Below are 21,010 nucleotides of genomic sequence, written 5' to 3'. Positions count from 1 at the left end.
GGCGGCGAGCACGGCGTCAGCCTCACCGGCGGTCGGGTGCCGCTTTAATGGTTGCTGTACGAATTCTCCGCTATGCCGCCTTCTTTTTCGCGGTGATCAGCTTGCGGTTGATCAGGCATTCGGCGATCTGGATCGCATTCAAAGCGGCGCCCTTGCGCAGATTGTCCGACACGCACCACAGCGACAGGCCGTTCTCGACGGTGTTGTCCTCGCGGATGCGGCTGATGTAGGTGGCGTCTTCGCCCGCCGCCTCATACGGCGTGACGTAGCCGCCGGGCTCCTGCTTGTCGATGACGAGGCAACCCGGCGCGTTGCGCAGGATATTGCGCGCTTCATCGGCGGTGATCGGATTTTCGAACTCGATGTTGACGGCCTCCGAATGGCCGACGAACACCGGCACGCGCACGCAGGTGGCGGTCAGCTTGATTTTGGGATCAAGAATCTTCTTGGTCTCCATCATCATCTTCCACTCTTCCTTGGTGTAACCGTCCTCCATGAACACGTCGATCTCCGGGATGACGTTGAAGGCGATACGCTTGGGGAATTTCTTGTTGATGAGCTCGCTGTTGGTGTAGACCGCCTTGGTCTGCGAGAACAGCTCGTCCATCGCATCCTTGCCCGCGCCCGACACCGATTGATAGGTCGCGACCACGACGCGCTTGATGGTCGCCTTGTCGTGCAGCGGCTTCAGCGCCACCACGAGCTGCGCGGTCGAGCAGTTCGGATTGGCGATGATGTTCTTCCTCGCGAAACCGCCGACCGCGTCCGCGTTCACTTCCGGCACGATCAGCGGCACGTCCGGATCCATCCGCCAGGCCGACGAATTGTCGATCACGACCGCGCCGGCGGCGCCGATCTTAGGCGACCATTCCTTCGACACCGAGCCGCCCGCCGACATCAGGCAGATGTCGACGTCCGAGAAGTCGTAATGTTCAAGCGCTTTGACCTTGAGGGTGCGGTCGCCATAGGACACTTCGACGCCGACGCTGCGACGCGAGGCCAGTACCACGACCTCGTCGGCGGGGAATTTGCGTTCGTCGAGAATGTTGAGCATTTCGCGCCCGACATTGCCGGTCGCACCGACGACAGCGACTTTGTAACCCATCATTCACTCTCCGAGGAAAAATGCCGCCCCGCCGCGTCAAGCGGAAAGGGAGAAGGCAGCGCTTCTATGCGAGAAACGCCGATATGACAACGTTTGACGGTTGCGTTTGGGCGTTTGATGCATTCGTTTCCGGCCGGTCCGGCCCCTTCCTACTATGCGCTGAGAATTCGACCGGCGCTGACCAGCTTCGTGGACGAGGTCTGCGCTACGCTGGCACGGCTCTGCGCCTATCTGATGGCGCTGGCGCTGATCGCCATTTCCGGTATCGCGCTATGGGACCATCTGCCCGATGTCACAGCATTGGACACGTCGCCCAAAGACGGCTGGAGCTTGGCCGCACGGCCGGTGCCGGCGTTTGCCGTAAGCCAGTTCATTTTCCCAGGCAAAACAGAGATTTACGAGATTTTCCGGCATCCTGAGGGCGGCCGCAAGGACGTGTTCCGGTGGCGCGGCTCCGGCGGAACGCCGGTCGCCGAACTTGAGATCTACCGGCCGGGCGGCGAAATCGATCAGGCCGGCCCCGCCGTTGGCCGCGAGCTGGAAGCCGCGGGAATCATCGACAGCAAGTTCGGCACCGTATCCCTGTTCCGTCAGGCCGGCGGCACCGAGGCCGCCCGCTCCTGCCTCGGATTTTCTAGGCGTGTCGATGAATCCGGCTTGCAGCTCGCCGGCTGGTCATGCCTGGGCGAAGATCTGCCGACCCGCCGCATCGCGATCGCCTGCATGCTGAAACGGCTGGTGCTGCTGGCGGCCGGCAACGATACCAAACTGGCGCAAACATTCGTCCATGCAGAAGCGAGGCGCAGCGATTGCACAGCTTCCGGCGCGCCGGCGCTATCGGCCGATTGGCTGACGGGCGCCGATAACCCGCGGCTGCGCGGCGCCATGTAACGGGGTCGGCGCTCGCTCGCCCCTCACAATTGTGGCAACAAGCGGCCAAGACACTTGTTTTCATGAAACTTTTTCGCTTCGCACCGCATTATTCCGCTGCGGTGTGGCGCAATTGACCTAGCGACGATGGTGCCGCCGTGGCTACAATGCGTGCAGACAGATTTGGCGATCCGCCAGCCCATGGGCGGACAATGACGAGGATGCAATGACCCGAAAATTCCCCGCTGCGAGCAAGCTCGCGATGTTGCTTGCCGCGGCCACCCTCGTCGCGATTGGCGCAACCTCCGCCAGCGCCCAGTCCAGGCAGCAATATGACCGGGACGGCCGCCCCTATTACGGCGCGAACGGTCCCAACCGGTCGTACCAGCAGGGCCGCACCCGCGTCTACGTCACCACACGCTCCTGGCTCGATGCCGGCACCGAAGTGCTGCCCGGCGACCGCAAGTTCCAGGACTATGCCTTCCCGCCGGATCTTGGATATCCGTCGTTCGCGCGCGAAAATCTCAACCGGCCGATCGATCGTCAGCCGCTCAACCCGCCGTCTGACATGGGCGGCTATCCGCAGCGCTTCCCGCTGTATTGAGCGCACCAACCACTTGACGAAAAATGCCCGATCTCGACCGGGCATTTTTAGTGACGTCCGCGCGGTTACGCGTGCAGCTTCTGCAGCTCCTTCAGGATCGCTTCGCCCATCTGCGTGGTCGAGGCAGCCGTCGTGCCCTCGGACTTGATGTCTGCGGTGCGAAGTCCGCTGGCGAGTACTGCCGCGATCGCCGCGTCGACCTTGTCGGCCAGCGCGCCCATGTCGAAGGAATAGCGCAACGCCATCCCGAACGAGGAGATCATCGCGATCGGATTGGCGAGGCCTTGGCCTGCGATATCGGGCGCCGAGCCATGCACCGGCTCGAACAGCGAGCGGCGCTTCTTGGTCTTGGCATCGACTTCGCCGAGCGAAGCCGAAGGCAGCATGCCGAGCGAGCCGGTGAGCATCGCCGCGATGTCGGACAGCATGTCGCCAAACAGATTGTCTGTCACGATGACGTCGAACTGCTTCGGCGCCTTCACCAGCATCATGCCGCCGGAATCGGCGAGCTGATGTTCGAGCGTCACATCCTTGTATTCGCGCGCATGGACTTGAGTCATGACCTCGTTCCAGAGCACGCCCGACTTCATGACGTTGCGCTTCTCCATCGAGGTCACCTTGTTGCGGCGCTTGCGCGCCAGATCGAAGGCGACGCGGCCGATGCGCTCGATCTCATAGGTGTCGTAGACCTGGGTATCGATGGCGCGCTTCTGGCCGTTGCCGAGATCGGTGATGGTCTTCGGCTCGCCGAAATAGACGCCGCCGGTCAATTCGCGCACGATCATGATGTCGAGGCCTTCGACCGCCTCGCGCTTCAGGCTGGAAGCATCGGCGAGCGCCGGATAGCACACGGCCGGGCGCAGATTAGCGAACAGGCCGAGGTCCTTGCGCAGCCGCAACAGTCCGGCCTCGGGGCGCACCTCGTAGGGCACGCTGTCCCATTTGGGGCCACCGACCGCGCCGAAGATGATGGCATCAGCGGCCACGGCCTTGGCCATGTCAGCTTCCGAGATCGACACCTTATGCGCGTCATAGGCCGAGCCGCCGACCAGACCTTGCTCGGTCTCGAATTTCGCGATGCCCTGCTTGCTCAGCCAGTCGATCAGGCGCTGCACCTCCCCCATCACTTCGGGGCCGATGCCGTCGCCGGGGAGAAGCAGCAGTTTATGGGTCGCCATGGTCAGGTCCTTTTAGGGTCTCTGGTCGTCATTCCGGACGCCGAGCGCAAGCCGGAATCCATGCCGGCCGCGAGCGCAAGCGGACGTATGGATTCTCTCGGCTTCGCCGAGCCCTGGAATGACGGGTCGGGCGGAGTGCTAGAGCGGCATTGCGCGATTGGCAAGACACCTTTGCGGCCGCACGGCCTGTGCAACCGCCCAATGGCCTGCCAGAGTGCCGGACCGCCGGAGCACCCCCTTCTTGCACGCCCCAGAACTTCACCAGACTTACGCCCATCCCGCGCGGCTGATCCTCATCCTGTCGCTGGCGCCGACCGTAGGTCTCGGCATCGGCCGCTTCGCCTATGCGCTGGTGCTGCCCGACATGCGCGATACGCTGACGTGGTCCTATTCCGCGGCCGGATTCATGAACACGGTCAACGCGGCGGGCTATCTCGCGGGCGCCCTGCTCGCCTCACACATGATCAGGACTTTTGGGCTGGCCGCATCGGTGCGATGGGGCACGCTGGCTTGCGTGCTGTCGCTGGCGCTGTGCGCCATGTCAGGCAATTTCTACGTTCTGAGTTTCGCGCGGCTGTTGGCAGGGGTCGGCGCCGCGGCCGGATTCGTCGGCGGCGGCGCGCTCGCTGCAACCATCGCGCAATCGCGCCCCGAACGGGCGAACTTCCTGCTCAGCCTGTTCTATGCCGGACCCGGGATCGGTATCCTGGCGTCGGGACTGGTCGCGCCGTTCGTGCTGCAGGGCTTTGGTCCGGGTTCGTGGTGGATCGTCTGGTGGGCGATGACCGCGCTGGCGGTCATCATGACGATCCCCGTGCTGCTCGCGCCGCTCCACGCCGATACCACCGCTACCGAAACAGCAGCGGCCAAATTCGCGATTACACCGGTGCTGATCTATCTCACCGGCTACTTCCTGTTCGGCGCGGGCTACATCGCCTACATGACCTTCATGATCGCCTACGTCCGCGACGCCGGCGGCGGCGCGGCAGCACAGAGCGCATTCTGGAGCTTGATCGGCCTCAGCGCTTTCGTCACGCCCTGGGTGTGGCGGCGCGTGCTCGCGCTCGACCGCGGCGGCCTCGCCACCACGATCATTCTCGGCGTCAACGCGATCGGCGCAGCGATGCCGATTTTCGGGCAGTCGGTTTGGCTGCTGGCGCCGTCGGCGCTGGTATTCGGCGTCGCCTTCTTCGCAGTGGTCGGCTCCACCACCGCCTTCGTCCGCTTCAACTACCCGCCGCAGGCCTGGCCGACCGCGATCGCGGCCATGACGATTTCATTCGGCATCGGCCAGACGCTGGGTCCGATTGTGGTTGGCGCGATCACGGACGCGATGGGCAGCCTGTCGTTTGCGCTGAATGTCTCGGCCGCGATGCTGGCGCTGGGCGCCGTGCTGTCGGCGTTTCAGAGGAAGGTGGGGCAAAAACCTTCGTGACGCGTTGTCCATCGCGTGTCGTCCCTGCGAACGCAGGGACCCATACCGCGTGATCTGAATTTTGGAGAAGGCTGGAGCAACCAGCTTCGCACAACCACGAAATCCTGTGGTTATGGGTCCCTGCGTTCGCAGGGACGACGAGAGAGTTTGCCTCGCTCAGCTCCCACTAAACGAATTATACCCCTGGTCTTCCCAGAAGCCGCCCTTGTAGTCGTTGGTAACTTCCATCGACATCACGTATTTGGGATTCTTGAAGCCAAGTTTTGTCGGCACCCGGATCTTCATCGGAAAACCGTAGGCGCGCGGCAGTATCTCGTCGCCGAACTTGAAGGTCATCTGGGTCTGCGCATGCAGCGCGCTTTGCATGTCGAGCGGTGAGTTGTAGCCGTCCTTGTCGGCGCACTGGAACCAGACATAATTCGCGCGCGTATCCGCGCCGACCAGTTTCAGGAAATCCCGCAGCGGCGTGCCGGTCCAGCTTCCGATCGCGCTCCAGCCTTCGACACAGATGTGACGCGTCACCTGCTTGACCTGCGGCAATTGGTAGAGCTCTTCCAGCGTCCAGGACTTCTTGTTCTCGACGAGGCCGCGCACTTCCAGCTTCCAGCTCTTGCCGTCGACTTCGGGCGCCTCATCGAGATCATAATAGGCGTTGAACGGGAACGGCTTGGTGATGGCACTTTCCGGGAAGGTCGGCGCCATTGCATTGGGGTTGAAAATCAACGCCTGCACGCCGTCATTGAACTTCGAAACCTGTTTCAGCATCTCCTCGGCCGAAAAACTGTCCGTCACGTCGCAGCCGGTGAGCAGCGTCAGCGCGCCGAGGCTGGCGCCGCCGGTGATGAAGCGCCGGCGCGTCAGATCCGGCATGGTCTTGATCGCGTCCCTGACCAGAAGCGTCTTGTCGACGCCGGGGATCAGGAGGTTGCGCATGCGGCCCATGGTCATACTCCCTTGAATTAGCGGCCGATGATCATCGCGCGCAGGCTCTTCGGCACCAGAAGCGCGAGCACAACATGAACCACCATGAAGGCGACAATCGCCGCCATGCAGAAGAAATGGACGTAGCGGGCGCCCTCGTAACCGCCGAACAACGCCGCCAGGTATTGCAGTTGCACCGGCTTCCAGAGCGCCAAACCTGACAGCACGATGAGGATGCCGACGACGATGATGCCGGCGTAGAGCAGCTTCTGCACGTAGTTGTATCTGGTGAGGTCGTCGTGCGACAGCTTGCCGGTCAGCGCAGCTTTCGTGTCTGAAATTACGCCCTCCGGCGTGATCGGCAGCAGCTTCTTGCGGAAGCGGCCGGTGACAAAACCCAGCACCAGATAGATCAGGCCGTTGACCATCAACAGCCACATCGCGGCGAAATGCCAAAGTAGCGCGCCCGCAAGCCAGCCGCCCAGCGTGATCGAGCGGGGGAACGTAAAGCCGAATAGCGGCGAGGCGTTATAGATCTGCCATCCCGACATGGTCATCAGGACCATCGCGAAGGCGTTGGTCCAATGTAGAGCCCGCACCCAGGCCGGCTGAATGACCTTCACCTTGGTTGAGGTGGCTTGCTCGTCGCTGACTGTGACGGCCGACATGGCTCTTCCCCGCTTGCAATTAGCTATCAATTATACGCCCGGAACCGGGTTTTCGTTACTGCCGTGACGCTATCAGATCGATGCCTGGCGTGTATCGAATTCACAAAAAAGCGAGCCGGGTTGCCCCGGCTCGCCAACCCACACGCCCTGTTGGGACCAGTCAGGAGGCGCGCGGGAGTTCAGGACGCCGGCATCAGCACGGTGTCGACCACATGGATCACGCCGTTCGACTGATTGACGTTCGAGATCGTGACCGCCGAGGTTCCGCCCTTGGCGTCGACGATCCAGACCTTGCCGTCCTGGAGCTTGACCGACAGTTGCTCGCCTTCGGCGGTCTTGAGCTTCATTCCGTCCTTCAGGTCGGACGCGGCGAGCTTGCCGGGCACGACATGGTAGGTGAGGATTTTGGTCAGCGTCGCCTTGTTCTCAGGCTTCACCAGCGTCTCGACCGTGCCGGCCGGCAGCTTGCCGAAGGCGGTGTTGGTCGGCGCGAACACCGTGAACGGGCCCTTGCCTTGCAGGGTTTCGACCAGGCCGGCAGCCTTCACCGCGGCAACCAGCGTGGTGTGGTCCTTCGAGTTGACGGCGTTCTGGATGATGTTCTTGGAGGGGAACATCGCGGCGCCGCCGACCATCACGGTCTTTTCTTCCGCGCTGACGGGCGCAGTGATGGTGGCGGTGAAAGCCAGCGCGCTGAACACGGCGGCGGACAGAAGTGCAATACGTTTGGACATGGAATCTTCTCCCGAGGATTGCGATGGCCGGCGGACATCCGCCGGGGATGAAAACAACGACGCTGGTCGATGGACCGGTTGATTTCGTCGTCGTTGGCCGAGCTACGGGAGGTTTTTCGGGTAGTTTCGGGGAATAATTTATCGTGATGCTTGAAACTTTTGGGAGGGCGGTCCGTGCGGCGACGGCGCGCCCAACTCTCCCGTCGCCCCTGTGAAAGCAGGGGCCCATAACCACAGGCCTGCATTGTCGAGAACGCTGTGGCTGCCGCATGGCATAACAACGAACGCTTGTGGTTATGGGTCCCTGCGTTCGCAGGGACGACCACTGGAGAGAGCCCGCTTCAATCCCTATTGTGCGGCGTCTGAATAAATCCGCGATTATGGGTCGGGCTTATCAGGATCTCGTTCACGCAGACCCGCGGCGGCAGGCTGGCGACGAAGGCGATGGTGCGGCCGCAATCTTCCGGCTGCAGCATTTTTGCCTGCTCCTCCTCCGACGGCACGACGGGGCGCGATTTGAGGATCGGGGTCGCGACCTCGCCGGGCGACAGGCAGCAGGCGCGCAGGCCATTGACGCATTCGTCCATGTTGAAGGAATGGGTCAGTGCCAGCACCGCGTGTTTTGTGGTGGTGTAGGCCGGGCCCGGCATCTTTGAGACATGTCGGCCGGCCCAGGACGCGACGTTGATGATGCAGCCGTCCTTCTGCTTCCGCATCGCCGGCAGCACGGCGCGCATGCAATAGAGCACGCCGTTCAAGTTGATATCGACGACCTTGTCCCAGCCGTCCACTTCCATGTCGGCCCAGCTGCGCTTCGGCACGTTGATGCCGGCGCTGTTGACCAAAAGGTCGATCCGGCCGTGCTTTTCCAGGATCTGTCCGGCCGCCTTGTTGACATCTTCCTTATTGCTGACATCGAGCGCGATCGCCTCGGCCTTGCCGCCCTTCTTGGTGATGTTGGCCACGACCTTGTCCAGCGCGTCTTTCCGCCGTCCCGAAACCACCACGATCCAGCCATCCGCCGCCAGCGCCTCGGCGCCGGCCTCGCCGATACCGCTGCCACCGCCGGTCACCCAGGCCACGCGTTTCCCGCTATTTGTCATGCAAACTGTCTCCGTTGCTTTATGAAGGGCGTTCTTGCTATTCCAGCCGGCGAAATTCCGCGGGCCAGCGCCCTCTCAGGGAATGTTGCATGAACACGACCGCCAACGCCAACCTGTTTTCCCGCCTGTTCGATACGCTCGACGATCCGAACCGGCTCGCGATCGAAATGCTCGATGGCACGCGTATCAGCTATGGCGATCTGATCGCCCGCGCCGGCCAGATGGCGAACGTGCTGGTTGCGCGCGGCGTCAAGCCCGGCGACCGCGTCGCGGCGCAGACCGAAAAATCGGTGCCGGCGCTGGTGCTCTATCTGGCGACGGTGCGCGCGGGCGGCGTCTACCTGCCGCTCAACACCGCCTATACGCTCAACGAACTCGACTACTTCATCTCCGACGCCGAGCCTGCGCTCGTGGTGTGCGACCCCTCGAAGGCCGAAGGCATCGGCGCGATCGCGGCCAAGGTGAAAGCCAAGGTCGAAACGCTTGGACCGGACGGCAAGGGATCGCTCACCGATGCTGCCGCCAAGGCTGAACTTGCTTTCGCGACTGCCGCGCGCGCCAACGACGACCTCGCCGCCATTCTCTACACGTCGGGCACCACCGGCCGCTCCAAGGGCGCGATGCTGACGCACGATAATCTGGCGTCGAACTCCTACAGCCTGGTCGACTATTGGCGCTTCACTGACAGGGACGTGCTGATCCACGCACTGCCGATCTATCACACCCACGGCCTGTTCGTGGCGAGCAACGTCACGCTGTTCGCCCGCGCCTCGATGATCTTCCTGCCGAAATTCGACCCTGAAATGATCATCAAGCTGATGGCGCGCGCGACCGTGCTGATGGGCGTGCCGACCTTCTACACGCGGCTGTTGCAGAGCCCTGCGCTGTCGAAAGAATCGACCAGCCATATGCGGCTGTTCATTTCGGGCTCCGCGCCGCTGCTCGCGGATACCCATCGCGAGTGGTCCGCGCGCACCGGCCACGCCGTGCTGGAACGCTACGGCATGACCGAAACCAACATGAACACGTCGAACCCCTATGACGGCGAGCGCGTGCCCGGCGCCGTCGGCCATCCGCTGCCCGGCGTTTCCATCCGCGTCACCGATCCCGAGACCGGCCAGGAACTCGCGCGCGACGAGATCGGCATGATCGAGGTGAAAGGGCCCAACGTGTTCAAGGGCTACTGGCGGATGCCGGAGAAGACAAAAGCCGAATTCCGCGACGACGGCTTCTTCATCACCGGTGATCTCGGCAAGATCGACACCGAGGGCTATGTCCATATTCTCGGCCGCGGCAAGGATCTCGTGATCTCAGGCGGCTTCAACGTCTACCCGAAGGAAATCGAGAGCGAGATCGACGCCATGCCCGGCGTGATCGAATCTGCCGTGATCGGCGTGCCGCATGCCGATTTCGGCGAGGGTGTCACCGCGGTGCTGGTCCGCAACAAGGACGCCGACGTCACCGAGGCGGGCGTGCTGAAGGCACTCGAGGGAAGGCTCGCCAAATTCAAGATGCCCAAGCGCGTCTTCGTTGTCGACGAGCTGCCGCGCAACGCCATGGGCAAGGTGCAGAAGAATATTTTGCGGGATACGTACGCGAGAATCTACGCGAAGTAGCTCAGTCGTCCCTGCGAAAGCAGGGACCCATACGCCGCGGCGGATGTTTCAAGAGACGCTGTTCGACGGCTTTTCTCTTTCCACTAACACCTGTGGTTATGGGTCCCTGCGTTCGCAGGGACGACAATGCTGGCTGTCTGCAATCGCCAGCCTCACAACACTGCATGGCCGCTCGCGAGACTTGGCTGCTTCAAAGCAGGCCGCAAAATCCGCATATCCGGTCGGCTCTGGATGAATGGCCTCGACGCTTGCCGCCGCCGCAAAACGAGGCGCCGGCATCGATCTGGCCGCCTGGTGCGCCTGCTCGCCGATTACGAGCCGGCCCCGCGGCTTCCCCGAAGATCAGGGCTTTCGCCGATTACCTCGTCCAGCGGCGGCGCGGCATCGATCCGTTCGGGACGCAGCCCGCGTGATCAATGAGTGAATCATTGTTTAATTCTTCAACCGCGCCGGATGGCCGTGGTATACCAAGCCGCTGATCAATCTCGTTTCGCAGCCTCGTAGTAATGAACAACCGTTCGATTTCAGGCCATTTGATCGTTGCGCGGACGGATTCGACTCCGTAAATAGAATTCATCTACCGCGTTCCCCGATGGGCCGGCCGCGGTCCCACACAACATAAAAGCCGCCGAATGACCGCCAGGATCGAACGACCGCTATCGCCCCATTTGCAGACCTATCGCGTCACCCTGACTATGGCGCTTTCAATTGTCCACCGCGCCACCGGGATCGCGCTCTATTTCGGCACACTGCTGCTCGCCTGGTGGCTGATCGCGGCGGCGTCCGGCCCCGGGGCCTACGCCAACGTCCAGGCCTTCACCGGCAGCATCATCGGCAAGCTGATCGTGTTCGGCTACACTTGGGCGCTGCTGCACCATCTGGTCAGCGGTATCCGCTACTTCTTCTGGGACCTCGGCTACGGCTTCAAGGCCAATGAGCGCGAGGCGCTCACCTGGGGCGCGCTGATCGCGGGCATTTCGCTGACGATTCTGGTCTGGATCATCGCCTACACTGTCGGAGGCGGACGATGAGCGGCCCTCGCTCGATGCGCACGCCGCTCGGCCGCGTCCGCAATCTCGGTTCCTCGCATTCCGGCACCACCGACTTCTGGCGCCAGCGTCTCACGGCGGTGGCGATGACGCTCCTGATCGTGCCCGTTATCGTGATTGTCTTGATGCTGATCGGCCGCAATCAGGCCGGCGCCGCGCAAATTCTCGGCTCGCTTCCGATCGCGATCATCCTGGTCCTATTCATCATCGCCAGCACCTGGCACATGAGGATCGGCATGCAGATCGTGATCGAGGACTATGTGCACAACGAGAAGCTGAAGCTTGCCGGCGTGATAGCCAATAATTTCTTCTGTATCGCGGTGGCCTTGGCCTCGATTTACGCGATCCTTAAATTGTCATCGGGAGTTTAACCCATGGCTGCACAAGGTAGCGGCAAGGCCACCAACGGCAGTAGCCCGGCCACCAACGGAAAAGCCTATCCGATCGAAGACCACACCTACGATGTCGTGGTGGTCGGCGCCGGCGGCGCCGGCTTGCGCGCCGTGGTTGGCTGCTCGGAAGCGGGCCTGCGCACCGCCTGCATCACAAAAGTGTTCCCGACCCGGTCGCATACGGTTGCAGCGCAAGGCGGCATTTCGGCCTCGCTCGGCAACATGCATCCGGACGACTGGCGCTGGCACATGTACGACACCGTCAAGGGGTCGGACTGGCTCGGCGACCAGGACGCGATCGAATACATGGTGCGCAACGCGCCGGATGCCGTGTACGAGCTCGAGCACTGGGGTGTGCCGTTCTCGCGCACCGAGGACGGCAAGATCTACCAGCGCCCGTTCGGCGGCATGACCATGGACTACGGCAAAGGCCAGGCGCAACGCACCTGCGCAGCCGCCGACCGCACCGGGCACGCCATGCTGCACACGATGTACGGCCAGGCGCTGCGCCACTCGGCTGAATTCTACATCGAGTTCTTCGCCATCGACCTGATCATGGACGACCAGGGCGTCTGCCGCGGCGTCATCGCGCTCAAGCTCGACGACGGCACGCTGCATCGTTTCCGCGCCCAGACCACCATCCTCGCGACCGGCGGCTATGGCCGCGCCTACGCTTCCTGCACCTCGGCGCATACCTGCACCGGCGACGGCGGCGGCATGGTGCTGCGCGCCGGCCTGCCGCTGCAGGACATGGAGTTCGTCCAGTTCCATCCGACCGGCATCTACGGCGCCGGCTGCCTCGTCACCGAAGGTGCGCGGGGCGAAGGCGGCTATCTCGTCAACTCCGAAGGCGAGCGTTTCATGGAGCGCTACGCACCGTCCGCCAAGGACCTCGCCTCGCGCGACGTGGTCTCGCGCTCGATGACGATCGAGATCCGCGAAGGCCGCGGCGTCGGCAAGAAGAAAGACCACATCTATCTGCACCTCGATCATCTCGATCCGAAGGTGCTGCAGGAGCGCCTGCCCGGCATTTCCGAATCGGCCAAGATCTTCGCCAATGTCGACGTCACCCGCGAGCCGATCCCGATCGTGCCGACGGTGCACTACAACATGGGCGGCATCCCCACCAATTATCACGCCGAGGTGCTGACCAAGAAGGACGGCGACGACAACGCCGTGGTGCCGGGCCTGATGGCGATCGGCGAAGCTGCCTGCGTCTCCGTGCACGGCGCCAACCGGCTCGGCTCCAATTCGCTGATCGATCTCGTGGTGTTCGGCCGCGCGGCTGCGCTGCGGCTTGCGGAAAAGCTGACGCCGAACGGCAAGCAGCCGGAATTGCCGAAGGATTCCGCCGACCTGGCGCTCGGTCGGCTCGATCATTACCGCCATGCCTCGGGCGGCACGCCGACCGCCAAGCTGCGCGACAGCATGCAGCATGTGATGCAAAACAATTGCGCGGTGTTCCGCACCGGCGAGATCCTGACCGAAGGCCAGAACCTGATCCATAAGGTGCATGGCGGCATCGGCGACATCGCGACGACCGACCGCTCGCTGGTCTGGAACTCTGACCTGATCGAGACCCTCGAGTTCGACAATCTGATCGTGCAGGCGGTTGTCACCATGGATTCGGCGGCCAACCGCACCGAAAGCCGCGGCGCCCATGCGCGCGAGGACTTTTCCGAACGCGACGACAAGAACTGGATGAAGCACACGCTGGCGTGGATCAGTGAACGTGGCAACATCACGATCGATTACCGCCCGGTGCACGACTACACGATGACGAACGACGTTCAGTACATCCCGCCGAAGGCGCGCGTGTATTGATCGCACTGGTCATGCGCGGACTTGATCCGCGCATTCATCCTCGAAAGTGGATGGATTGCCGGGTCGGGCCCGGCAATGACGAGGAGAACCGCAGAGGCAGGACATATGGCTGAATTCGCGCTTCCGAAAAATTCAAAGATCACCGGCGGCAAGGCATGGCCGAAGCCGGCGGGCGCGACCGAGACGCGCGAGTTCAGGGTCTATCGCTGGAATCCGGACGACGGCAAGAACCCGAGCGTCGACACCTACCATGTCGACATCAATGATTGCGGGCCGATGGTGCTCGACGGGCTGATCTGGATCAAGAACAATATCGACCCGACGTTGACGTTCCGCCGCTCCTGCCGCGAAGGTGTCTGCGGGTCCTGCGCCATGAATATCGACGGCCAGAACACGCTGGCCTGCACCAAATCGATGCACGACGTGGCCGCGGGCGGCGCCGTGAAGGTCAATCCGCTGCCGCACCAGCCGGTCGTGAAGGACCTGGTTCCCGACCTCACCAATTTCTATGCGCAATACGCTTCCATCGAGCCATGGCTGAAGACGACCACGCCGACGCCACAGAAGGAATGGAAGCAGAGCCACGAGGACCGCGAGAAGCTCGATGGCCTCTACGAGTGCATCCTGTGCGCCTGCTGCTCGACCTCCTGCCCAAGCTATTGGTGGAACAGCGACCGCTTCCTCGGACCGGCCGCGCTCCTGCAGGCGACGCGCTGGGTGAAGGATTCCCGCGATGAAGCCACCGGCGAACGGCTCGACAACCTCGAAGACCCGTTCCGCCTCTACCGCTGCCACACCATCATGAACTGCGCCAAGGCCTGCCCGAAAGGCCTGAACCCGTCCGAAGCCATCGCCGAGCTCAAGCTGAAATTGGTCGAGCGCCAGATCTAGGCACGATGCCGTAGAGCCTATGGGCGTCGTCATGCCCCGGGGCATGGCCGAGCCGAAGCGAAGCGACGCCGCCCTCCGGACGGCTCTCCCCAGTCGGCCCGGCGCCGGCCAGGCGCGGATGATTATCAATTTATCGATCCGCATTAACGCCGTCCGGGATAGCAGAGAGTTCCGCTTTCAACGCAGCAGAAGTTTGCGTTAAGCTCTACGCGTGTAGCCGGAGCGAGTGTGCAGACCGCGCAACGTAATTCGCTGAGATTGCTGCAATGGATGATGGTCGCTTCGCTGGCCCTTCCGTTGGCGCTGTTTGTATTTGCGTCCGCCGTTTCCTGGGTCTCGATCCGCGAAACGGCTGACCGCGAAATCGAACGGGCGCTGGATGTCGCGCACGAGCATGCGCTGAAAGTGTTCGAGACCATCGACCGCAGCCTGTCGGAGGTCGCCGAGATCATCCGCGGCGTTCCCGATGCCGACATCATTGCCCGCGAACAAACGCTGCATTTGCGGCTGAAACAACTGGTCGCTTCGCTGCCGCAGGTGAAGTCGGTCTGGATCTTCGACGCAAAAGGCCACGCGCTCGTCAACAGCCTCGTCGTCCCGCCGCCCGCGATCGATTTTTCCGACCGGGACTATTTCAAGTCCCACGTGGCCGGCGATATCGGAACCTATATCGGTGAAGCGTTGACGCCGCGGCCGCCCTATCAGGGCGCTGCGTTCTTCGGCGTCAGCAGACGGCGCCCGAGCGAGGACGGCGGCTTCGCGGGCGTGCTCCAGGCGTCCGTGTTCCCGGAATATTTCGAGAATTACTATGCCCGGATCGGCCGGGAGCCCGGCAGCTACTTCGCGCTCGGCCGGACGGATGGCGCCGTGCTGGCGCGTTTCCCCGCCATCGACCGCGACGTCCGTCTCGACCCCAATGGCCCGATCGAGAAAGTAATCGCTGCCAATCCAACGGCCGACCTCATCACCGTGACGTCGCCGACCGACGGCATCGAACGCCGCCTCGGATATCGGCGGCTCGCCGAATACCCGATCTATGTTGGCGCCGGCCTCGAGACCTCGGCGATCCGGGCGCGCTGGTTGTCCACCGTGAGCCAGCATTTGATCTTCGGCGCACCAGCCACCGCGCTGCTGTTTGCTCTGCTGGGGCTGGCCCTGCGCCGGACGCGGCATCTCCATTTCGAAGCCGAGAAGCGGGAGGCGGCCGAGGAAGCGCTGAAGCACGGCCAGCGGCTCGAGGCGCTTGGCCGGCTTACCGGCGGCGTCGCGCACGACTTCAACAATCTGCTCACGGTGATCCGCGCTTCCGTGGACCTGTTGCGGCGGTCCGACCTGCCGGAGCCGCGGCGGCTGCGCTATATCGATGCGATCTCTGACACGGTGAACCGCGCCGCCAAGTTGACCGGGCAGTTGCTGGCCTTCGCGCGGCGGCAGACGTTGAAGCCGGAGGTATTCGACGTCGGGCGGAGCGTGCAGACGCTGAGCGAAATGATCGGCACCCTGATCGGTTCGCGCATCGAGATCGTTATCCTTGGGCCGGAAGAGCCGTGTTTCGTCAATGCCGACGCCGGCCAGTTCGAAACCGCCATCATCAACATGGCCGTGAACGCACGGGACGCCATGGAAGGCCCTGGACGGCTGACGATTGCAGTGGGAATGGCCGCCAGTCTGCCAGGCGCCGCTCCGCTGCCGCAAAATCCATATGGTTATGTCGCCGTATCCGTCGCCGATACCGGCATCGGCATTCCGCCGGATCAGTTCGAACGCATCTTCGAACCCTTCTTCACGACCAAGCAGGCCGGCCACGGCACCGGGCTCGGCCTGTCACAGGTGTTCGGCTTCGCCAAGCAATCCGGCGGCGAAGTGGTCGTCGCCAGCGAATTGGGCAAAGGCAGCACCTTCACGCTGTATCTGCCGCGCACCGCCGGCGGCGGGCAATCGCTACAGATGCTGCGAGCAGATGCTTCGGCGATCGACGGGAGGGGGACGTCGGTGCTGCTGGTCGAAGACAATGCCGAGGTCGGACAATTTGCCGCCGACGCGCTGACCGATCTCGGCTACACCACGCGCCTGGTCGGCAGCGGCGCGCATGCGCTCGAAGAGCTGGCCGCCGGCGCCGATCGTTTCGATGTCGTGTTCACGGACGTGGTCATGCCGGGCATGACCGGCCTCGAACTCGCCCAGGAAATCCGCCGCCGGCACGCCGACCTGCCGGTCGTGCTGACCAGCGGTTACAGTCACGTGCTGTCGGAACATGGCAGCTACGGTTTTGAGCTGCTGCAAAAGCCCTATTCCGTCGAGCAGCTCTCGAGCGTGCTGCACCGGGTCGTCCGCTTGCGCAAGGTGAGGCGCGCCAACGCGGTGACTTGACCGCGCCGCTTCCCCGCCATTGCAAGGCGCGAGAGCGACGGAAGACATGCTCTCGTCCCCATGGGAACCATCTGATTTACTTTCCGTTATCGGAGCATGGCCAAGTCCGATGCCGAGCTCAAACCCGCCAGGAAATCCTCCCCGGAAAAGCCCTCTGCCGAAAAATCGGAATTCGCTGAAGTCACCGCCGAAGGCGGTGATCACGTCGAACCGCCGCCGCCGGAGGTCGTAGAGCCCGATCCGGAATTATCACCTGAGGAGGCCGAGCAGGCGCGCAAGGATTATCTGCTAACGCGGTTCTGGATCAGCGCCCGAGGATATTGGGGCAGGAACGGCGACCGGCTGGCATGGCTGTTCTCGCTCGGGCTGTTGCTCCTGATCGTCGGCCACGTCGGCTTTCAATACGGCATCAATGTCTGGAACCGCGCGATCTTCGATGCCATCGAGAAGCGCGATTCCGCCACGGTGTATTACCTCGCCGCCGTGTTCTTTCCGCTCGCGATCGGCAGCGTGCTGCTCGGCGTGGCGCAGGTGTTCGCCCGCATGGGCATTCAGCGCCGCTGGCGCGCCTGGCTGACGAACGCGGTGATATCGCGCTGGCTGGCCAGCGGCCGTTATTATCAGCTCAACCTCGTCGGCGGTGATCATCAGAACCCGGAATATCGCATCGCCGACGATTTGCGGATCGCGACCGACTCGCCGGTGGATTTCGTCGCCGGCGTCACGTCGGCGTTCCTCTCGGCCGCGACCTTCATCGTCGTGCTCTGGACCATCGGCGGTGCGCTGACGCTGACATTGGGCGGTTCGACCATCACCATCCCCGGCTTCCTCGTGATCGCCGCGATCGTTTACGCCGCGATCGCTTCGGGCTCGATCACAGCGATCGGACGAAGCTTCGTGCAGGTGTCCGAGGACAAGAACCAGGCCGAGGCCGAATATCGCTATGCGCTGACGCGCGTTCGCGAGAACGGCGAAAGCATCGCGCTGCTCGGCGGCGAAGAGGAAGAGCGCGACGGCATCGACAAGACGTTTTCGAAAGTGCTGCGGCAATGGGCGCGCCTTGCGGGCCAGCATATGCGCACGACGCTGGTGTCGCAGGGATCCGGCCTCATCGCGCCGGTCGTTCCGCTATTGTTGTGCGCGCCGAAATTTCTCGACGGCAGCATGACGCTCGGGCAGGTGATGCAGGCGGCTTCCGCCTTCACCATCGTGCAGACCGCGTTCGGCTGGCTGGTCGACAATTATCCGCGGCTGGCCGACTGGAACGCCTGCGCGCGCCGCATCGCCTCGCTGATGATGTCGCTCGACGGCCTCGAACGCGCCGAGCAGGGCGACGGCATCGGGCGCATCCAACGCGGTGAAACCAAAGGCGATACCATGCTGAGCCTCAATGATCTGTCGGTGACGCTCGACGACGGCACCGCGGTTGTCGGCGAGACCGAAGTGGCGATCGAACCCGGCGAGCGCCTGTTGGTGGCGGGTGAATCCGGCACCGGCAAGAGTACGTTGGTTCGTGCGCTGGCAGGGCTGTGGCCCTGGGGCGGCGGCAGCGTCAACTTCCATCCCGATCGCCGGCTCTTCATGCTGCCACAGAAGTCCTACATTCCGTCCGGCACGCTGCGCCGCGCGATCGCCTATCCCGGCGCGGCCGAGGACTGGCTCACCGAGCAGATTTGCGACGCCCTGCACAAGGTCGGCCTCGACCATCTCAAGGATAAGATCGAGGAGGAGGGCCCGTGGGACCAGACGTTATCAGGCGGCGAGAAGCAGCGGCTGGCGTTTGCGCGTCTGTTGCTGCACAACCCCGACATCGTGGTGCTGGATGAGGCGACGTCGGCGCTCGACGAAAAGAGCCAGGATAAGATGATGGAGATCGTCATCAAGGAGCTGCCGAACGCAACCATCGTCAGCGTCGCCCACCGCGCCGAGCTGGAGGCCTTTCACAGCCGCAAGATCGTGCTGGAACGGCGCAAGGGCGGCGCCAAGCTCGTCAGCGACGTCAACCTGATCCCGCGCAAGGACAGACGACGCCTCCTCGGCCGCTTCCTGCGCCATCGCAAAGCCGCGAAGAAGGCGGCGTGAGATGACAAAGACTTCCCGTCGTCCCTGCGAAAGCAGGGACCCATAACCACCAGCCTTGATTATTTACGGAGAGTATCAACTCCAACCACCCCAAATCGAGAAGCCGCGGCGTATGGGCCCCTGCTTTCGCAGGGACGACGGCCTCGTTGGAGTCGCGTGCAAAACCGGCTATGCATGCGGCGCTTCTACCCGAGGACACAGGTTTGACGCCCGACAACGATCCTTCGCCCGCGCCTTTCGGCGCATTTGCCCCGAATGCCGCACAGGCTGCGATCATTTCGCTGGCCCACCGCTCGCGGCTGAAGCGCGGTGCGTTTCGGCCGATGCTGTCGCGGCTGGTGAACCTGCTGCGCGCGGGTCCCGTCGACGTGCCATATCAAGGCGCCTCGTTCCGCTTCTATCATCAGGCCAGCGCCACCGAGCGCGGCGCGCTGTTCAATCCCGACTACAATATCGAGGAGCTGGATTTTTTGCGCGCGCATGTTCCGGCTGGCGGGGTCTTCGTCGATGTCGGCGCCAATGTCGGCACCTATGCGCTTGCGTTGGCACGCCATGTCGGCGCTGATGGCAAGGTGATTGCGATCGAGCCGCACCCGGTCACCCATGGCCGGCTTGCCTTCAACAACGCGGCCTCCGGCTACTCCCAGGTACGATTGGTCGCGGCCGCTGCCGGCCCTGCCGACGGGGAATTGATGATCGAGACCGACGGCGACAATCTCGGCGCCAGCCATATTGTGTCGGGAGAAGTGTCCAGCCGGGCGATCAAGGTGCCCTCGCTGCGGCTGCAGCGCATCCTCGACGAAGCCGGAGTTTCGCATGTCGATGCGCTCAAGATCGACGTCGAAGGTTTTGAGGATCGCGTGTTGACCGGTTTCTTCGCCGACGCACCGCAGGCATTGTGGCCGCGCGCGATCGTGATCGAGCATCTGTCGAGGAATGAATGGCTGGCAGACTGCATCGCCGACATGCGCGCGCGGGGTTATGCCGAGGCCGGCAAGACCCGCAGCAACACGCTGCTGGCGCGAAGCTGAATTTCCTTTGTCCGTTCCTCAAACCGCAGGAGAGCTTGATGATCGACCACATCGGATTTCCGGTTTCGAATTATGAACGCTCCAAGGCCTTCTATCTGAAAGCCCTGGCGCCGCTCGACTACGTCCTTGTCATGGAAGTCAAACAGGATCGTCCCGATGAGGAGCCCGCCGCAGGTTTCGGCGCCGATGGAAAGCCCGATTTCTGGATCGGCGGCGAAGGCGGATTGGACAAGCCGTTGCATGTCGCGATCGTGGCGAAGGACCGCGCCACGGTAGACGCTTTCTATGGGGCGGCCATAGCCGCCGGCGGGCGCGATAATGGCGCACCGGGAATCCGCACACACTACCATCCGAACTATTACGGCGCGTTCGTGCTCGATCCCGATGGGCACAACATCGAAGCCGTTTGCCACACGCCGGCATAGCCGGTTCCATGAGTGAGGCGCGCGGGAACTTCGCGCCAGGCTGGCCGTTATTGTTCCTGGAGTGGAAACTTCAGGAGATGTGATGCCGATCGAACCGCCGGAGATACCGTCGGCGACACCTGGACAACCGACCGAGCCGCCGCGAGAGAGCCCGCCAGGCAATCCTCGTCCCGAGGTGCCACCACCATTGCATGAGCCTGACCGGCCACCACAACCGCAGGAGCTGCCGGGCAAGATGCCGGATGAGTTACCGACACGCGGGCCGAATGGCCCCAGCACACCCAATCCAGCCACCGATCCGGGGGGCCGGATGAACGCATTGCCTGAACGCGCAATGAATAATGGTGCATGCAACCCATTGTGCTAATGAAATAAAATAGCATCCTACCATTTGTAGGCCGCCACAATCCGGCCTAATGATTAACCGCTCATCGACCAACTGACATGTCACTGAAGGGCTCTTCCGTTGCTGTCAGGCCTTTCTTCGGGGACCAAAGGGACATCATGACAAACCTTCGCATCCTGCTGCTCGCTACGACTACTTTGACGGCGACGCAGCTCGCGACCTCCGCATCGCATGCGCAGACCGCACCGCTTGTCGTGGCGCAAGCCAAGGAAAAGGAAGAAGGAGCCCCGGGCGGTAGGCCCAAGGAGGCGCCGAAGGGTGCCCCGCCGCCGGCCGCCGCACCGAAGGCGCCGGCTCCGGCCGCTC

At 63.0% G+C, this 21,010-nt stretch carries 19 protein-coding genes and 1 pseudogene; 14 read left to right on the top strand and 6 right to left on the bottom strand.

Annotated features, from left to right (window positions below; genetic code table 11):
* Positions 1-70: 70 nt before the first annotated feature.
* The gene (locus CP49_RS39195) at positions 71-1,105 is read right to left on the bottom strand and encodes an aspartate-semialdehyde dehydrogenase (RefSeq protein ID WP_057855434.1); all 1,035 of its coding nucleotides are present in this window, start codon (positions 1,103-1,105) and stop codon (positions 71-73) included.
* Between the two features lie 117 nt (positions 1,106-1,222).
* Between CP49_RS39195 and CP49_RS39190 the strand changes: the two genes are divergently transcribed.
* Together CP49_RS39190 and CP49_RS39185 are read left to right on the top strand one after the other, a co-directional pair.
* The gene (locus CP49_RS39190; RefSeq protein ID WP_057855430.1) at positions 1,223-1,996 is read left to right on the top strand and encodes a hypothetical protein; all 774 of its coding nucleotides are present in this window, start codon (positions 1,223-1,225) and stop codon (positions 1,994-1,996) included.
* Positions 1,997-2,201: 205 nt separating this feature from the next.
* Positions 2,202-2,579 carry a hypothetical protein gene (locus tag CP49_RS39185; RefSeq protein WP_057855429.1) on the top strand — a complete coding sequence of 126 codons (378 nt, stop codon included), beginning with the start codon at positions 2,202-2,204 and terminating at the stop codon, positions 2,577-2,579.
* Positions 2,580-2,644: 65 nt separating this feature from the next.
* Here CP49_RS39185 and leuB read toward each other — a convergent pair whose 3' ends face one another.
* Positions 2,645-3,757, bottom strand: a complete 1,113-nt coding sequence (gene leuB / locus CP49_RS39180; RefSeq protein WP_057855428.1) for a 3-isopropylmalate dehydrogenase — start codon at positions 3,755-3,757, stop codon at positions 2,645-2,647.
* A 241-nt stretch (positions 3,758-3,998) separates the two neighbouring features.
* On the opposite strand from leuB, the gene CP49_RS39175 reads away from it, so the two are divergent.
* Positions 3,999-5,192 carry a YbfB/YjiJ family MFS transporter gene (locus CP49_RS39175; protein ID WP_057855433.1) on the top strand — a complete coding sequence of 398 codons (1,194 nt, stop codon included), beginning with the start codon at positions 3,999-4,001 and terminating at the stop codon, positions 5,190-5,192.
* 156 nt (positions 5,193-5,348) lie between these two features.
* Here CP49_RS39175 and CP49_RS39170 read toward each other — a convergent pair whose 3' ends face one another.
* The 4 genes from CP49_RS39170 to CP49_RS39155 form a co-directional block, all read right to left on the bottom strand.
* A complete protein-coding gene (locus CP49_RS39170; RefSeq protein ID WP_057855432.1) occupies positions 5,349-6,134 on the bottom strand; it encodes a molybdopterin-dependent oxidoreductase in 786 nt (261 codons plus the stop codon).
* 17 nt (positions 6,135-6,151) lie between these two features.
* Complete coding sequence (locus CP49_RS39165) at positions 6,152-6,781, bottom strand: cytochrome b/b6 domain-containing protein (protein WP_057855427.1); 630 nt, start codon at positions 6,779-6,781, stop codon at positions 6,152-6,154.
* 179 nt (positions 6,782-6,960) lie between these two features.
* On the bottom strand, positions 6,961-7,515 hold the full coding sequence (locus CP49_RS39160; RefSeq protein WP_057855426.1) for a fasciclin domain-containing protein: 555 nt from the start codon (positions 7,513-7,515) through the stop codon (positions 6,961-6,963).
* A gap of 341 nt (positions 7,516-7,856) precedes the next feature.
* A complete protein-coding gene (locus tag CP49_RS39155) occupies positions 7,857-8,618 on the bottom strand; it encodes an SDR family oxidoreductase (protein ID WP_057855425.1) in 762 nt (253 codons plus the stop codon).
* Positions 8,619-8,707: 89 nt separating this feature from the next.
* Here CP49_RS39155 and CP49_RS39150 point away from each other — a divergent pair, with 89 nt between their 5' ends.
* The 11 genes and pseudogenes from CP49_RS39150 to CP49_RS39095 all read left to right on the top strand — a co-directional run.
* On the top strand, positions 8,708-10,234 hold the full coding sequence (locus CP49_RS39150; protein WP_057855424.1) for a malonate--CoA ligase: 1,527 nt from the start codon (positions 8,708-8,710) through the stop codon (positions 10,232-10,234).
* 632 nt (positions 10,235-10,866) lie between these two features.
* On the top strand, positions 10,867-11,265 hold the full coding sequence (sdhC, locus tag CP49_RS39140) for a succinate dehydrogenase, cytochrome b556 subunit (protein WP_057855422.1): 399 nt from the start codon (positions 10,867-10,869) through the stop codon (positions 11,263-11,265).
* Between the two features lie 14 nt (positions 11,266-11,279).
* Positions 11,280-11,654, top strand: a complete 375-nt coding sequence (sdhD, locus tag CP49_RS39135) for a succinate dehydrogenase, hydrophobic membrane anchor protein (protein WP_156438892.1) — start codon at positions 11,280-11,282, stop codon at positions 11,652-11,654.
* A gap of 3 nt (positions 11,655-11,657) precedes the next feature.
* On the top strand, positions 11,658-13,499 hold the full coding sequence (gene sdhA, locus CP49_RS39130; RefSeq protein WP_057855420.1) for a succinate dehydrogenase flavoprotein subunit: 1,842 nt from the start codon (positions 11,658-11,660) through the stop codon (positions 13,497-13,499).
* A gap of 105 nt (positions 13,500-13,604) precedes the next feature.
* Complete coding sequence (locus tag CP49_RS39125; RefSeq protein ID WP_057855419.1) at positions 13,605-14,390, top strand: succinate dehydrogenase iron-sulfur subunit; 786 nt, start codon at positions 13,605-13,607, stop codon at positions 14,388-14,390.
* Between the two features lie 228 nt (positions 14,391-14,618).
* Positions 14,619-16,760, top strand: coding sequence for a hybrid sensor histidine kinase/response regulator (locus CP49_RS39115; RefSeq protein WP_057855417.1), 2,142 nt, complete (start codon positions 14,619-14,621; stop codon positions 16,758-16,760).
* 96 nt (positions 16,761-16,856) lie between these two features.
* Positions 16,857-18,842, top strand: coding sequence for an ABC transporter ATP-binding protein/permease (locus CP49_RS39110; protein ID WP_057855416.1), 1,986 nt, complete (start codon positions 16,857-16,859; stop codon positions 18,840-18,842).
* A gap of 203 nt (positions 18,843-19,045) precedes the next feature.
* Positions 19,046-19,873: an FkbM family methyltransferase gene (locus CP49_RS39105; protein ID WP_057855431.1), complete on the top strand. Its 828-nt coding sequence runs from the start codon at positions 19,046-19,048 to the stop codon at positions 19,871-19,873.
* Between the two features lie 38 nt (positions 19,874-19,911).
* Positions 19,912-20,298: a VOC family protein gene (locus CP49_RS39100; RefSeq protein WP_057855415.1), complete on the top strand. Its 387-nt coding sequence runs from the start codon at positions 19,912-19,914 to the stop codon at positions 20,296-20,298.
* A gap of 82 nt (positions 20,299-20,380) precedes the next feature.
* On the top strand, positions 20,381-20,665 hold the full coding sequence (locus CP49_RS48425; RefSeq protein WP_245311090.1) for a hypothetical protein: 285 nt from the start codon (positions 20,381-20,383) through the stop codon (positions 20,663-20,665).
* A 137-nt stretch (positions 20,666-20,802) separates the two neighbouring features.
* A pseudogene (locus CP49_RS39095) lies at positions 20,803-21,010 on the top strand (OmpA family protein); the annotation flags it as partial.

The organism is Bradyrhizobium valentinum, assembly GCF_001440405.1.
Taxonomy (GTDB): Bacteria; Pseudomonadota; Alphaproteobacteria; order Rhizobiales; family Xanthobacteraceae; genus Bradyrhizobium; species Bradyrhizobium valentinum.
This window is presented reverse-complemented; position numbering and strand designations above follow the sequence as displayed.